This window comes from Paenibacillus barcinonensis (genome assembly GCF_003217495.1).
In the GTDB taxonomy this organism is placed as follows: domain Bacteria; phylum Bacillota; class Bacilli; order Paenibacillales; family Paenibacillaceae; genus Paenibacillus; species Paenibacillus barcinonensis.
This window is the reverse complement of record NZ_QJSW01000008.1, coordinates 196,660-211,471: the sequence shown is the minus strand read 5'-3', so window position 1 is coordinate 211,471 and position 14,812 is coordinate 196,660. Positions and strand designations below refer to the sequence as shown.

At 49.3% G+C, this 14,812-nt stretch carries 12 protein-coding genes; 5 read left to right on the top strand and 7 right to left on the bottom strand.

The genetic code is table 11. From position 1 onward, the window contains the following. Window positions 1-77: 77 nt before the first annotated feature. A complete protein-coding gene (locus tag DFQ00_RS14795) occupies window positions 78-428 on the bottom strand; it encodes a MerR family transcriptional regulator (protein WP_110897247.1) in 351 nt (116 codons plus the stop codon). A 133-nt stretch (window positions 429-561) separates the two neighbouring features. On the opposite strand from DFQ00_RS14795, the gene DFQ00_RS14790 reads away from it, so the two are divergent. Next, window positions 562-1,314 (top strand): hypothetical protein, encoded by a 753-nt coding sequence (locus tag DFQ00_RS14790; protein ID WP_110897246.1) that lies wholly within the window; start codon window positions 562-564, stop codon window positions 1,312-1,314. Between the two features lie 103 nt (window positions 1,315-1,417). On the opposite strand, the gene DFQ00_RS14785 is transcribed toward DFQ00_RS14790, so the two are convergent. Further along, window positions 1,418-2,470, bottom strand: coding sequence for a Gfo/Idh/MocA family protein (locus DFQ00_RS14785; protein WP_110897245.1), 1,053 nt, complete (start codon window positions 2,468-2,470; stop codon window positions 1,418-1,420). A gap of 54 nt (window positions 2,471-2,524) precedes the next feature. Further along, window positions 2,525-3,412 carry a sugar phosphate isomerase/epimerase family protein gene (locus tag DFQ00_RS14780; RefSeq protein WP_110897244.1) on the bottom strand — a complete coding sequence of 296 codons (888 nt, stop codon included), beginning with the start codon at window positions 3,410-3,412 and terminating at the stop codon, window positions 2,525-2,527. A gap of 129 nt (window positions 3,413-3,541) precedes the next feature. Here DFQ00_RS14780 and DFQ00_RS14775 point away from each other — a divergent pair, with 129 nt between their 5' ends. Next, on the top strand, window positions 3,542-4,438 hold the full coding sequence (locus tag DFQ00_RS14775; protein WP_110897243.1) for a helix-turn-helix transcriptional regulator: 897 nt from the start codon (window positions 3,542-3,544) through the stop codon (window positions 4,436-4,438). A 172-nt stretch (window positions 4,439-4,610) separates the two neighbouring features. Here the strand turns inward: DFQ00_RS14775 and DFQ00_RS14770 are convergent, their stop codons facing one another. After that, window positions 4,611-5,294 carry a serine/threonine protein kinase gene (locus DFQ00_RS14770; protein ID WP_110897242.1) on the bottom strand — a complete coding sequence of 228 codons (684 nt, stop codon included), beginning with the start codon at window positions 5,292-5,294 and terminating at the stop codon, window positions 4,611-4,613. A gap of 624 nt (window positions 5,295-5,918) precedes the next feature. On the opposite strand from DFQ00_RS14770, the gene DFQ00_RS14765 reads away from it, so the two are divergent. After that, on the top strand, window positions 5,919-6,836 hold the full coding sequence (locus DFQ00_RS14765; RefSeq protein ID WP_110897241.1) for a RecB family exonuclease: 918 nt from the start codon (window positions 5,919-5,921) through the stop codon (window positions 6,834-6,836). A 164-nt stretch (window positions 6,837-7,000) separates the two neighbouring features. Here the strand turns inward: DFQ00_RS14765 and ald are convergent, their stop codons facing one another. Then, window positions 7,001-8,134, bottom strand: coding sequence for an alanine dehydrogenase (ald, locus tag DFQ00_RS14760; protein WP_110897240.1), 1,134 nt, complete (start codon window positions 8,132-8,134; stop codon window positions 7,001-7,003). A gap of 188 nt (window positions 8,135-8,322) precedes the next feature. On the opposite strand from ald, the gene DFQ00_RS14755 reads away from it, so the two are divergent. Then, window positions 8,323-9,993, top strand: coding sequence for a PucR family transcriptional regulator (locus DFQ00_RS14755; RefSeq protein ID WP_110897239.1), 1,671 nt, complete (start codon window positions 8,323-8,325; stop codon window positions 9,991-9,993). Here the strand turns inward: DFQ00_RS14755 and DFQ00_RS14750 are convergent. Beyond that, window positions 9,990-10,220: a hypothetical protein gene (locus tag DFQ00_RS14750; RefSeq protein ID WP_110897238.1), complete on the bottom strand. Its 231-nt coding sequence runs from the start codon at window positions 10,218-10,220 to the stop codon at window positions 9,990-9,992. The two genes, DFQ00_RS14755 and DFQ00_RS14750, sit on opposite strands and share 4 nt — an antisense overlap. Before the next feature lie 332 nt (window positions 10,221-10,552). Here DFQ00_RS14750 and DFQ00_RS14745 point away from each other — a divergent pair, with 332 nt between their 5' ends. Beyond that, window positions 10,553-12,625 (top strand): nSTAND1 domain-containing NTPase, encoded by a 2,073-nt coding sequence (locus tag DFQ00_RS14745; RefSeq protein ID WP_110897237.1) that lies wholly within the window; start codon window positions 10,553-10,555, stop codon window positions 12,623-12,625. Window positions 12,626-12,736: 111 nt separating this feature from the next. On the opposite strand, the gene DFQ00_RS14740 is transcribed toward DFQ00_RS14745, so the two are convergent. Then, entirely contained in the window at window positions 12,737-14,596 is a 1,860-nt protein-coding gene (locus tag DFQ00_RS14740) for a sigma-54 interaction domain-containing protein (RefSeq protein ID WP_244213850.1), read from the bottom strand. Window positions 14,597-14,812 lie beyond the last annotated feature (216 nt).

The window sequence follows — 14,812 nt, the reverse complement described above, 5'->3', positions numbered from 1 at the left end:
TAAAACCCAACTGCAGAGAATTACGGCAGTTTGGGTTTTATTGATATAGAAAGCCTATAGGTAGCGTTAGAATGTGCCTATTCTTTTTTTCCTGTGTTGTAATCAATCCATTTATCTAAATTTGTTTTAGTAAAAATAAGTTTTCCATTTAAATTAGCATACGGAATGAACTGATATGTATCAAAAATTGCCATGTTTTGTTTTCGATCAATGTCTTTGTTGATGATATCATCTAATTCTGAAATAGAAATCTGAAAATATTTAGCGGCTTCTTCCTTGGTTAGAAGAGTTGAGTTTTCTTGTGTTTGCAATGTTTGAGGATTGTCAAATTTTTGTTTAGACTCAAAATAGCCGTTTATTAAGCTGGATAAAATCAATGAAACCCCAATAATTATTGAAGGAATAATTAACTTTGTATCTTTAAACATATCTATCACTCCTTGGTAGTTATAAAATTATTATACATATTATTCTTATTATTGTAAAAATAAAGAAGGAAAAAGGGAGAAAATGTCTTATATAGTATATTGTACTTAATAATTCAGAAGGAAGGTTGAAATTTTGAAGAAAATAACATCAGTATTATTGTCTTTATCTACAGCTTTATCAATCCTTGCTCCAATGGCTACAGCAGAAAGTGGGATAGATGGTGAAATCCATTTAAATCCTAATCCAATTATTGATTTAACTACTCCTGCTACAGATTTCATTGTTAGTCAAGATTTAGAAGGTGCAAAAAAGTATGAAACAGTTGGCAATCCTAATGCTACATATGAATTTGTTGATCCTAAACTTGCTAGAAAAAATAATAGTGAAGTTACACCGCAGGCAGGTGATCGTCGAGTTTATGTGAAATCTGCTTACGTAGTTAGCAAATCGGTTATTACTGGATATTCTGTAGGTCCTATGGAGCAACAAACACTCTTAATAAGTGTCCCTAAGGGAAAAACATCATCCAAGACATCACAATCGTCCATAAGTGGAACGGTTAAAAATACTGCAAAGGCGGATGTAGGGATTAAATATGTCGTTAATCAGAGTTTAACAGGCGAAGTTAGTGGTACCATATCTAAAAGCTGGGGAACTACAGAAGTTTATTCTGGTCCACCTGAGAGCTCTGCATTTAACACAAGAAATTACTACGCAGCTATAAATTATGATCAGTATAACATTGTAGTAGTAAAATACGATTATTATGATGAGTATGTTGGCTCAGTATTTCAGGAAAGAGTAGCTGTTAATGCTGGATACACCTATTTAGATGGTACGAAAAAACCTATTATTATTGAATATCCAGTAGATGTAAAGTATTAATCGAATATTCAATAAGAGAAAAAAATTCACTTATCAGCACCTGCCGATAAGTGAATTTTTTCTTGTTTTAGAACTTTTAATTGAATCTTTGAAATAACAATATTCAAATCTTCAACAGATCAGCGATCATCACCTTTTGCCCGGTACGTGCGCTTTCGAGGGACGCCAGAACCATAGCCATGCTGTACTGGTTGTCACTGCAATCTGTCTCAGGCAGACGTCCTTCTTCAAGTGCAGTAAACATTTCCTCCAGACAGCCGTGGTGTCCGGTTTGGTCCATCACCGGCAGCTCGGCTTCGATTCGTTCACTACGCTGGAGGAAGGATAACTTGCCATCGTCCTCCAGTGTAGGTGTGTTTACCACTTCAGCATAGATGTCGTCGTGCCCATCCCAGATGGCGGTTCCTTTTTCACCCGTCACACGCCAGCTTGCTTCCCAGGATGTCGGTACTCCCTCTGTACACCAGGACCCGCGATAATCAAATACAGACCCGTCAGACATCTCGAAAATGCATAACGCCATGGCATTCCCCGTATACCACGAGCCTGGGGGATTGAATTCGTGGCAGTAAACCGACACTGGATCAGCACCAAGGATATAACGTGCCTGGTCAAAGGTATGGATCGCCATATCCAGCAAGAGCGGACTGTCCATCAGGTCACGGAAGCCGCCAAAGTGCGGTCCGAGGAAGAAATCTGCGCCTGCATATCCCGGCTGACCAATCGTTCCGCTGCAGATCAGCTGCCGATAGGCACGAATGCGCGGATCGAACCGGCGGTTCTGCATCACCGCCTGAACGCGTCCTGTACTGCGGGCGGTTTGCACAATGTCGGCGCAGTCCGAGAACGATTCGGCCAGCGGTTTTTCGCCAAAGACGTGACAGCCCGCTTGAAGTGCGGTCGTCGCTACATCATGATGGCTGGAAGGAATGGTTACATCAAAGACGATGTTCGCATCTGTGGCATCAAGCGCATCTCGTATATTAGTGAACGTAGGACATTCGAGGTCATGCCGCTTGGCAAATGCCACGGCGTTTTGTTCATAGAGGTCAACGAGTCCCACGATGGCGGTATCTGGTCGTGCTTTAGCGTAATCGGCCCAAGTGTTTGCCATGGCTCCGCAGCCTGCGATGATAACCCGATACGTGTTGGTCATGTGTTCAACTCCTCGCGTAGATGTTCATGTTCATATGGTGGATAGTTTGTGTCTCTACACCGGGTTCGGAACAAAGCTGCCGCCGCGGCAGTGCTTCAGATAGTTGAGTGCATGCACCTGTCCAGTCATTTCAAGCTCGTCGCGATACACGGGATCATGCCAGCCTTCAATATCAATCGTGCCCTGATATCCGTTCTGGCGCAAAATCGTGATAATATCGGTCCAGTTGCTGTCTCCGAAGCCCGGAGTGCGATGCCATACAAATTCATGCGGACCATGTACACCGTGTTCCTTCACGATATCCCAAGCGATGGTGGCATCCTTGCCGTGTACGTGGAATACTTTTGGAGCCCATTTGCGGAGCTGCGGAATCGGGTCGATCAGACTGACCATCTGGTGGCAAGGCTCCCACTCCAGCCCGATATTTTCATCAGGCACAGCATTAAACATCATCTCCCAGGCGGTCGGATTATGTGCAATATTCCAGTCGCCCGTCTGCCACGTTCCACCCATGTCACAATTTTCAAAAGCAATTCGTACACCCCGGTCTGCTGCCCGTCGTGCCAGTTCACCAAATACTTCCTTAAATCTAGGAATGGATTCGTCAATCGGCTGGTTGGTCAAACGGCCCGTGAAGCCTGAAACGATATCTGCGCCAAAGAGCTGTGCGTGGTCAATCACACGTTCCCAGCTTGCCAGGGTGTCGGCATTATCTCCGGTCCCGGTAAGCGGATTACCAAACACACTGACAGCAGAGATGACGATGCCTTGTTCATCAACGATGTCGCGCACACGTTTGGCCGTCTCGGCGAGATCAAGGTCGCCTGTGGTTTGCCAGAACGTCAGGTTAAAGGATTCGAAGCCATGCTGCATAATTTGCGGAATCACTCGAACGGCATCCTGGCCGCCGACAAGGGTTCCAACGCGTATCAATGAATTCATGGTTGTATTTCACTCCAATATTGGCTTATAGTCTTCGTGACACACTCATTATAGCCGTGTATCTACGGGATGGCTCTAAACAATTTTGTGCTTTATTAGTCGGATTTTGTGGTGAGGGGGAAGAACGCTGTGTTGGACTTGAAAGCGCTTCATGAAGATACTCGAATTGATCATAAATCCTATCCGTTTCAGCTCTTCCAGAATCGTTGTACGGGTAAAAAAGTAGAAGAATGCATCTTGTATTTGCATTGGCATGAGCATTTTGAATGGATTATTATGCGCAAAGGAAAAGCGGTTTTTCATATTGATAGCCGCCCTTATGAGGCCGAGACGGGTGAGGTAATTATCATTCCGGGCGGCGCACTGCATGTCGGATACGCACTGGAGGAGGGGGATGTGCATTATGATTCGGTTGTTGTGAATCGTGCCTTGTTCCAGGATTTTGCCAATGACCCTGTGCATGAGCAGTATGTGGCACCGTATCTGGAAGGCAGTGTGAGGTTTCCGGTTAAACCGGCCGCAGAGAATGCGGCCTGTGCGGACTATTATTCTTTATTAAATGAAGCGGTGGAAGAGATGGCGGCACAGCTTCCCGCCTATCAGCTTGTGGTGAAATCCAAGCTGCATGCGCTGTTTACTCTGATGGCCCGAACGTTTATGCCGCATCTGCTGCGGGACAGGTCGGGCGGAGCCTATTTTCCCAACCGTGAGCGGTTCAAGCAGTTAATTGCAAGGATCGAGGCTGATCCGCAGGAGAAATTGACGGTGAGTGAGGCGGCCAGCCAGGTAGGGCTGAATGTGTATCATTTTTGCAAAATGTTCAAAAAACTCACCGGACGTACTCTGGTGGAATACGTGAATGGATGCAGAATGAGTGAAGCCGAGCGATTGCTGCAGGGCAGCAGCCTTACAGTGACGGAGATTGCCGCCCAGGTTGGCTGCGATAATGCAAACTATTTTACCAAGCTGTTCAAGCAGTACAAGGGCATGACCCCGTCACAGGCAAGAGGCACAAAGGCAGAGTAAACGGCAGTGGTGATGGAGTTGGGGAGGGAACAAGCGTAAGCGGTAGGGCAGCAGAAGTTGGAGAGGGCCCCCGAGTCCAGCCCTTGGTAAGCTAACCCAGGGGGGGGATTGTCACGATGGATTTGAATCTGCGATCAAAGCAGATTGGCGTGATCTTCAGTGGTCCGCCAGTTTACTTCAAAAATCTGGAGAGCAGTCGGTTCGCCTTTTTCGAAAGGTCCTCCATTTTGAGATTGGCTTGATCCAGTTGGTTATACGTCCATTTGATCGTTTGCAGCATCCGGGGGGAGATGGGTGTGCCTTTGATACGTGGATAGATGTTGTGGTAGGCCCACACGAGATGCTCCCAGCGATGATCGTTGCCCTCCTGAATATACTCCGATACGTCGAGCACTTTGCCACGTCCATGCTGGAGCAGGACGTTTTTGAGATGAATGTCGCGTGGATTCATTCCGCGCTGACGAACAGCTTCTCGCGCTGCGTCCACATCGAGCATGACCTGCTCAGGGACGGGGATTCCTTTTTCCAAACATTCCAGCAGGGTGTCTCCGGGTTCGTAACTAATAACTAACATGTTCCGGCCACTGCCATAATACGTCGGGAAATAGGGCAGACCCTGGAGCTGCGCGTAGACGTGCTTTTCGTTATTTAATTTATCTAAAGCATGATCCGAGTACACTTTGAAGGCATACTGCGGCAAATGATCATACGTAAAGACAGCCGCATCCGTACCAACACCAATGCAGTGAATTCCTGCTGCCTCGCCGATGATATTGACCAGCTCATTCCGATCGCTTCCGATGACTTGAATCTGTTGTAATGCTGCTTCCGCCTGGAACCAATCCGGCTGCTTCATGGGTGGCGCCTCCTTTGGGATATGCCTGTACATATTTTGAGTGGTATATGAGATTTAATGTTTGTGACCGTAATCGAAATCAACCTTCTGTGATAAGGACGAAGGAGGTAGCTGAAATCCAGCCGAATAGCGTCTCTGGTGATCGCTAACGTTGCTTGGAGAGCTGATTTCCTGATGTGGCCCAACCATACATGCCTTCTTAATTTACAGGGCGAAAGGCTCCTCCTTGAATCCTGCTCATCATCCTGATGTAACTATATAAACGATACGGATCGCACCTTAAACGGTTGCGGGCAGATGAAAATAACGGAAGCCGGGTTGCGGCATGCTCGCGGGGGCTTTATACTGTGAGCATTATAGAGCTATATAAATTGAACTATTTATTTGCACGTGAACGGAGAGGACAGAAAAAAAACTAAAAAAGCGGAGCGGTCGCCTGAAAGCTTTCTGCACGAAAGCTGCATCGGAAGCATACGCTGTTCACCGGCGATTCCCCTTTGGAAAAGGGAATCGAAACATCTGGGAATAACAGCGGGTGGAAGGTTATTCTGTCATTGGAGTGGAGGGTGTGCAATCTGTAGTTTAACTTATATAGATTCAGATAAAAAGAAAGGCAGAATTCATATGGCACAATACCCGCAGTGGTCTTATTCGCAGTCGCGGGCCAACATGTTCGATGAGTGCCTGCGCAAATATTATTATCATTACTATGGTGCCCACAATGGCTGGAAAACAGAATCCGCTGACGAGATGCAGGTGCGTTTGTACCGTTTGAAGCAGCTGAGCAACTTGTATCTGGTCTTTGGTGATCTTGCACACCGGATGTGTGAGTCGGCAGTACGGAGCAGGGAGGATGGCAAGCCGAAGCCGCGTGAAGCTTTTTTGGAGCAAACGATGCGTGATCTGCTGAACCAGGCGTACAAGGAGTCGATGGACACCGAGCAGTGGCGCCTTAACCCGAAGAATCGAACGATGCTGTCCGAAATTTATTATGGGGATGATACGTTAAGTGACCGGGTCGCAACGATCAAGGAGCGTGCCGGGGCGTGCACCCGCAATCTGTATCAGACGCTGACGTGGGAAGACCTGTCCCGTGCAAGCACATCCATTCTGGAGATTGAAAAATGGGATACGATGCTGCTGCACGACACACGCGTGTATGTGAAGATGGACTTATTGTACAGACGCAGCAACGGCAATATTGTCATTGTGGATTGGAAGACGGGCAAGGAGGATGATTTCTCCGACCAGTTAATGCTGTACGCTGCCTATGTGAGAGAGCATTACCGGGTTCCACTGGAGCAGATCGAGATTCGGGTGGAGTACCTGTTGACTGGCAAACATAAGGAGTTTATCGCCACGGAGGAGGATATTCGCAAGGTGGACGAGAACGTGGGGCGTTACATTGAGGAGATGCGCTCCTGTGTGGCCGATGAATATTACAACCGTCCGAAGGACATGTCCTATTTCACCCCGATGCCCTCGCACCGAGTCTGCCGGGATTGCAATTTTCGAGAGGTATGCAGTGAACGGATCGTCTAGTCTAATAGGTGAGCTCATCGTGAGCTACATCCTGATCCCTTTTTTTTCCTTTCTTTTATGCAAAAAAAGAAGCGCAGCGCCCGGAGAGCTCTCCTTCAGGCGCTGCGCTTCTATGCGTTCCACAGGCTGGACACGTTGTATCCAGGTGGAACGGCCACAAGAGCCTACTGGACGGCGGCGGCATTCTCCAGCGCCTGTCCCGCAGGAACATAAGCGTGCCCGAGATCACGGGCAACCGCCTCATACGTGATATGTCCATTCAGCGCATTCACTGCGCTGCGAATGGACGAACTGCCGCGGATCGCGGTGGCTGCACCGTGGTTCGCCAGCTGCAGCGCATAAGGCAGCGTGGCGTTGGTCAGCGCCACCGTAGACGTGCGCGGTACGGCGCCAGGCATGTTCGCCACCGCGTAATGCACGACACCATGCTTCACATAGGTGGGTTCATCGTGGGTGGTGATATGATCAATGGTCTCGACGATCCCGCCCTGATCAATCGCCACATCCACGATGACCGACCCTGGTGCCATCGTCATCACCACTTGCTCGCTGACAAGCTTCGGTGCTTTTGCACCCGGAATCAGCACCGCACAGATCAGCAGGTCCGCTCCGGCGACAGCGGACGCAATATTGGAAGGGCTGGATACCAGCGTCTGGATCTGGTTGCCAAAAATATCGTCCAGCTGGCGCAGCCGATGCAGATTCAGATCCAGAATCGTCACATCCGCCCCAAGGCCAATCGCGATTTTGGCAGCATTGGTACCTACCGTCCCGCCGCCAATAATAACCACCCTGCCACGGCTGACGCCAGGCACACCGGATAACAGAATGCCTTTGCCCCCTTCTGTTTTCTCCAGAAGCTGCGCACCGATCTGTGCAGCCATACGCCCTGCTACTTCGCTCATTGGCGTAAGCAGCGGGAGAGAGCCGCCGACTTCAAGCGTTTCATAGGCAATAGCGGTAACGCGGTTATCGACGAGAGCCTGAGCAAGCGCGGGCTCTGCGGCCAGGTGAAGATAGGTGAACAGCATCAGCCCTGGCCGGAAATAGCCATATTCACTGGCAAGAGGCTCCTTAACCTTGAGAATCATATCGGCATCATGCCAGACGCGGGCGGCCTGCGCTATGATCAACGCACCAGCCTTTTCATATTCCTGATCCATAAATCCACTGCCTAGTCCGGCACCTTGCTCTACAAGGACCTGATGCCCGGCTCGTACGAAATCAGCCGCCCCGGCAGGCGTCATCGCTACACGATTTTCATTGTTTTTAATTTCTTTGGGTAAACCGATTCTCATCGCCATGCACCTCGTCCATTTAATGGTTGTTAGCTTATACTACAAGTTTATGACTCCATGTCTCGTTTTGCACCTTACATAATGTCTAACTTTTGAAATGATAACTCAACATATTGTCGAAAAAATCTGTTCAGGACATCTGTCTATGGATTATAATGTAAGAAAAAATGACACTAAGAGGGATTACTTTGCGAAATGATCGTGTATTTACCGTCAGAGATATTCTGGAACGTCCGGTGTTCGGAAGAGCGCGGCTTGCAGCAGGACAAGAAGGGCTGCATCGGCAGGTGGGTTGGGTTCATGTTCTGGAGATTACCAATGTATCTCCTTTTGTAAGTCCCCATGATCTTATTTTATCCACAGGGTTATGGCTTCAGTCGGAGGATGGACGCGAAGCCTATTTGATGCAGCTGATTCATCGTGAAGCGGCAGGATTATGTGTGGAATTTGGAACGAGCATTGATGGTATTCCTGAAGCCTTAATCGAGCTTGCCAACGAATATCAGTTTCCGCTGATCGTATTTGAGCAGCCGGTAAGGTTTGTGGAGATCACACAAGATATTCACTCTTTACTTATTAACCACCAGCACCAGCTGTTGAAGAGCCTCGAGACCTATTCCCGTGAACTGCAGCAACGGACACTGCAAAGCACAGATATGTCGGCGGTGCTGGAGCTGCTGCATCTGTACGCGTCCAAGCCAATTGTGTACATTTCGTCCATGGAGGCGGGCAGCTTTGTGCCCGGACTTGCCCCGGAGATGGAGCAGGCCATCTACAGCTGGTACAGCCAGGAGGTGGAGCAGCTTAATCTGAACGATTCGGCTACCGAGCTTTGGTTCCACATGGATGAGGAGCATGCGCTGCTTTGTTATCCGGTAGTCTGTTTTGGTCAGGTATTCTCAGCGATCGGCATGGTGGTGCACCCTGCGACAGCGGTGGAATACTTGAAGCTGCTGCTGGATTATACAGCCAAGGCTGCGGCAGCACTAACCCTTCGTTCCCAATTCCTTGAAGAGAAGATGGTTCGCAGCCAGAATGAACTGATACAGGATCTCATGAACGGTCACATTCAGCAGGAGGAGCAGGCGCGAACACGAATGGGGCTTCGCTTGCTGGTGAAGGGACAATACTGGTTTGCAGGAGGGGTGCTGGAGATCGAGCATCGGATGAAGGGAACAGGGCGGGAGCGAATGGAAGCGAATCATCAGGATGTTCTGGTTCTGCTGCGTTCGCTGCTGAAGAAAAACCATCTGACCAGCCTGCTCATGCTGAAAAATAACCAGATCTATCTCTGCTGCGCCAAGGAGGAGTCACGGACCTCCTCGCGTCAGCAGCTGATGCAGATGCTGGAAGGCATTACGCAGCATATCAAGCGCTTTGCCGGGACCAATCTGAAGCAAGTCGAAATTCATGCCGGCTTTGGCAAGCTACGTAATCAATTAACCCGTCTGAAGGACAGCCTTCAGGAGGCTTATCAGGTTATTGAGGTGGCAAGGTCGGTCAAACCGATGAAACATGTTCATTTCTATGATCGTATGGGTATATATCAAATGTTAAAAGCGATGCCGACGTCTTTATTGCAAACCTTTGCAATGGACCATCTGGGAGTGCTTATGGAGCATGATCGGAATCATCAGTTGAGATTGGTCGAGACCCTCCATGCCTATCTCTCTAATTTTGGAAGCAAACGAGATGCTGCTGCCCAGCTCTTCGTTCATCGGCAAACCTTGTACAATCGTCTGGAAAAGCTGGAAGAACTGTTGGGGCCGGACTACATGCAGCAGGACAAACGCTTGTGCCTGGAGATGGCCTTGCTTGCTAACGCCATGATCGAGGGCGGAGAAGGCCAGTCCTCTTAATTCGAGAAGCGTCCACGGTAACGAATGGATTGGTTCGTAGAAGGAGCCAGAGATAACGAAGCGGGTGCTGTGAGACGATACGGAGACGTCATACGCCCGGAGCGCTGCTGGGGTTCCAGCTCTTGGTCCGGGGTGTTGGATGCGTGATGATTGAGCCACGCCTCAAGGCGTTTGGGATCAATGTTAAGTTGTCCGCTCAAGTAACAGATATCGAGATGTTTTTTCACACAAATCCGCCTTTCCTGAATTATCGGCTGAGAGGTAGCGTACGAAAGGGAAGCACGAGAGAGAAGCATGAAACCAAATCGGTAAACGTTGGGTACAGGTTTGCTCAGGGTCATCGGCGGTGTGTTCTATATTCTATATGTTAAGAAGCAGTCAGGCTGCTAACGTATGTTATGTCATAAACCTGATTTGACCGCTTATGTATCTTTTTTCTATAAATTGGCTTTTATCAAGATTCTAACATTTCATATGCTTATGCGCGTCTCAATCTAGTCTCAAGTTTATAAGAAAACAACGACACTTCGAGTGCCAGAATCTAGTACGGAGGGCATATATGGGAAATGGTAGTGAGGCTCAAAAAGAAACATATGTCAGGGACGGCAAACGTTTCGTCGCTCGAACCAGAGAGCTGATGATGCTGGAGCAGTGGTTTGAGCATGCTCAAGCACCCATGACTATATTTTCGGTTACCGGAATGGGTGGAATCGGAAAATCCTCCCTTTTATCGGAAATGCTGACGATATCGAGGGATCGGGGAGCTACAGCAATCTGGATGGATGGTCGCTCCTGCGGCACAACACCCTCGGTGTTTATGGATTATTTTTTGTCCACGTTGGGACTGGAGCTGGAGCTGATGGGAAGAGAGGCCGTGCATCCGCTGTCTCTTGTAAAAGAAACGTCCAAGAAGAAGCGACTGGTGATCGCTGTTGATAATTACGAGGAGCTTGCGCTGCTCGAAAGCTGGTTTATGGAGGTGTTCATTGCCAAACTTCATCTAAGCGGGATACTTATCCTACTAGCATCCCGTCCGGAACTGGCCGCAGCTTGGCGGACACACCCGCGGCTGTCTGAGCGGCTGGTGCATATGCCACTTCAGCATTTTACTGCGGAGGAGATTACAGAGTATATCTCCATTGCCGGACGACTGAAGCCAAATATGGCGGGAACGATCACTAGAATGACCGATGGACATCCGCTGGGACTGGCACTTGCGGTCGAGGCTGCGGATCACGGCAGGAATCTGCCTTATAGCGAGTGGGCCGAACTGTCACATATGATCAGTGCCCGGCTCCTGCTGGAGCTTACCACCCCCCGTTTGCATCCAATGGTGGAGGTGTTAACCTTGCTGGAGGCAGCAAATCAGGAGCTGTTATCTGCCGTATTGGATATGACCGTGCAGCAGGAGGAATATCATATGCTGAGACGAATGTCCTTCATTCGTTCGGTGCCGGATGGTCTTGCTCTCCACGATATGGCGAGAGTACATCTGATGCGTGATTTTCGGCAGCGTGAGCCGCATCGCATGCAAGCTCTGCGTATTCGCATTGCTGAGCTGCTGAAGCCGCTCCATGAACAGGCTGGTCCCCATGGGCGGCGTCAGATTGCAAGAAAGATGCTGATGCTCTGTCAGGAGTCGATGCTTCAGTTCCGCAAGTATGCCGATGTATCCAACGATTCGTTGTTCTCACCGCTGGAGCCGATGGACAGGGCGGACCTGCCTTCGCTGCGCAAGCTGCTGAAGCAATGGAGTGAATACAGTGTTGAACCCTGGCAGGCTGTGAACTATGTACCTTTTCTGGATGAATTGGCTCAGCGTTATCCGGACGGTATTGTTCTGAAGCGGGACAAGCAAGGAGAGGTCATCGCGATGTTTATTACCGTGCTCGTACACCGGGAGACCAGCGGTTTGCTTTTAACGTATTTTCCCAACGAAATGAATGAATGCTTCGCTCCTGAGGAGCTGAGCCAGCACCCGGACGAGAGCGATACACATTTTGCGGTGCTGGCTGCGGCGAGGAATGATGTACCTGGGTATACACGTGAAGAGCTGGTCGGATATATGATTCTGGATCGCTTGTCTTTACTGGGAGATGGAGCAAGAGCCATATTGGTTGCAACCAATCCGCATCTGAAGCTGTTTCTGAGAAGTATTGGATTTCAGATGAGGGCAACTTCTACGCGTGCATGTGATCATTATGAGGATCGGGCAGATGTGCTTGAGCTGGATCTTCGCAGCGGACAGTTCGGTGCCTGGGTGATGTCACTCCTGCATCCGGGAATACCTGTGAGTTCATCAAAGGTCGGGAGCACAGGATCAGGTCATAACCTGTGGTCTGAACAGGAGGTTCGCAAGATGCTTGGACAGCTCCGCTCACCGGGCGAATTACAGAAGTATGCTGACAAGCTTACGGGTGTGAAGGGCGGCATTCAGGTGCAATTATATGTTCTGGACTTGCTGGAAGGCAGAATACATGGCGTATCCCCTCAGGATCAGAAGCTGCTCCATGCCGCGTACTGGACTCATGCTGGCAATCCAACTGCCGCAGCACAGGCTTGTTCTATGAGTCGGGCCACCTTCTATCGTCATCTCGGAAAGGCACTCATTCGCTTGGCGAGAATATTGTAAAGGGACTAGTGCGCATAACAGAGCGGAAGTCCAGTAGCAGCATGAAACATATGAAACGCAAAAATCCGCAGGAGAACGGCAGACGCTCGTAACTGCGGATTTTCGTTGTTTCTACACACTTTTTAATCCAAGCCGCTTCATTCGGTTGTACAGTGTAGCTCTGGAGATACCCAGCTGCTTCGCCAGGGTTCGTTTGTTTCCTCCGGCGGCCTCAAGATACTGCAGCAGAAGCTGCCCCTCATACGCATCTACCTGTTGCTGATACGAAGCAGGAGGATGCTGAGCGGGTGCAGCGTCACTCCGGGTGGTATTTTCCCGTTTCCCTGCAACACTGATGAGTACGCTCTCGTCATGGTGTATTTCCGCGGACGGGGTGAGTGATTCTGGCAAATACTCCGGCTTCACTTCACCATCCATCGTCAGAATTGTCAAGCGTTCAATGACGTTGCGCAGCTCACGCACGTTACCAGGCCAGTCGTATTGGAACAACAGCTTGAATACCTCCGGCGGAATCACTTCAATGTGCCGGTTATAGAGCAGGGAGAATTCCTGCAGAAAGGTCTGTGTTAACTCGTAGATGTCCTCTTTACGCAGCCTAAGCGGCGGGATGATGAGATTGATGACATTCAGCCGATAATACAGGTCCTCCCGGAATTGATTGCGGGCAATCATCGCGGGCAGGTCCTGATTGGTCGCGGCGATAATTCGGCAGTTGGCCTGTTTGATCCGCGTTCCGCCAACCGGAAAATAACTCCGCTCCTGTAACACACGAAGCAGCTTTACCTGCAGCTCCGAGGGCATCTCCCCAATTTCGTCCAGAAAAAGGGTTCCTCCATCAGCCAGCTCAATCTTGCCCTTTTTTCCCTTGGGATCAGCACCGGAGAAGGCACCTTTCTCATAACCGAACAGCTCGCTTTCAAACAGGGAGGCAGGAATAGCCCCGCAATTAATGGCGATAAAAGGAGCGGTCTGCGGCTCACGCAGATCATGTATCGCTTTGGCGAACAGCTCCTTGCCGGTGCCGCTTTCACCAAGAATGAGCACCGTGGCAGGGGTTGTGCTTATTTTGCGGATCGTCTCCTGACATTGCCGGATCGTCGGACTGCTGCCCTTGATACGGGCAAAGGGATCGGTCTCGGGACGAAGTCGTGCCACAGCTTTTTCCAGATGCTGAACCTTGGAGGTCATGTGCAGCAGCTCCTGGTGCAGACGAATTTCAGTGGTAATGTCAACCTCTGCCGCTACAGCGCCAACGATGCGACCATCCAGTCTGACCGGGCGTGCATTAATCAGAGCGAACAGATCAGGTCTCGGCTGGTGCTGCTTGCGGTAGACCGTTTCGCCAGTGTATAAGGTTTTGAGGGATTGAAGTCGTTCTGGCGGAAAAAAGTTGGCGGCAGGCTGACCGATAATATCAGTTTTGCTAATTGAGAATATATGCTCAGCGCCGGAAGTCCAGTAGGCTACATTGGCTTCTTCATTGATCAAAGACAGCGCAGAGCCGGCGGTTTCCAGTGTGGTTTCGAGATATGCCTCCATCAAGCGATGGGCCTGATGCATGGATTTCATGATATCGGATGCGGAGAGATAACCGCTCCATTCGTCACGATCATTTGTGACAATCAGATAAGGGCTCTTGGAGAACATTGGAATGATTTGCACAAGTTCTAGAGTTGGCGGGATCATAGGGACGGGTAACATGATGTGGTGTGGCAGACTACGGGACGATGGTGCAGATGTACTGGACGACATAGAAGTTGAGCCACCCTCGGATAGAGAGCCTGGCTGATCAAAGGATACAGGATAGAGATAAGCCTTACCCGCAGCAGAGCGAACAAATACCGGGCGGTCCGCCATGGTGTCGGAATCAGGATGTACAGGTAAAGGAGGAAGTCCGCTAACGGAAAAATCATCGTAGATCAGCATGTCTGTTCGTGTTAGCTCTTTCAGAGTGGGAAGTAAATGTCTCATCAGGATCACCTCGATTACAACATACAGATTAGTGAAATTTAAATTATAACTATTATATCGTTTGTATGGAGCTGTGTATACATTTTTTGACATCGCTTGTTTGGATCGGTCAGGAGGGAGCCCTGTTCTATGAATGTTATTTTTGTATGCGTTATCAAAATGAAATCATGAACAAAAATGTTGGTATTACTGAGAAAAATAACTTTATATAGAAGT

Bases quoted from the DNA above. Each gene is read 5' to 3' on its own strand.
- DFQ00_RS14740 (WP_244213850.1), bottom strand. From the start codon at position 14,596: ATGAGACATTTACTTCCCACTCTGAAAGAGCTAACACGAACAGACATG.
- DFQ00_RS14745 (WP_110897237.1), top strand. From the start codon at position 10,553: ATGGGAAATGGTAGTGAGGCTCAAAAAGAAACATATGTCAGGGACGGC.
- DFQ00_RS14770 (WP_110897242.1), bottom strand. From the start codon at position 5,294: ATGAAGCAGCCGGATTGGTTCCAGGCGGAAGCAGCATTACAACAGATT.
- DFQ00_RS14785 (WP_110897245.1), bottom strand. From the start codon at position 2,470: ATGACCAACACGTATCGGGTTATCATCGCAGGCTGCGGAGCCATGGCA.
- DFQ00_RS14765 (WP_110897241.1), top strand. From the start codon at position 5,919: ATGGCACAATACCCGCAGTGGTCTTATTCGCAGTCGCGGGCCAACATG.
- DFQ00_RS14795 (WP_110897247.1), bottom strand. From the start codon at position 428: ATGTTTAAAGATACAAAGTTAATTATTCCTTCAATAATTATTGGGGTT.
- DFQ00_RS14780 (WP_110897244.1), bottom strand. From the start codon at position 3,412: ATGAATTCATTGATACGCGTTGGAACCCTTGTCGGCGGCCAGGATGCC.
- ald (WP_110897240.1), bottom strand. From the start codon at position 8,134: ATGAGAATCGGTTTACCCAAAGAAATTAAAAACAATGAAAATCGTGTA.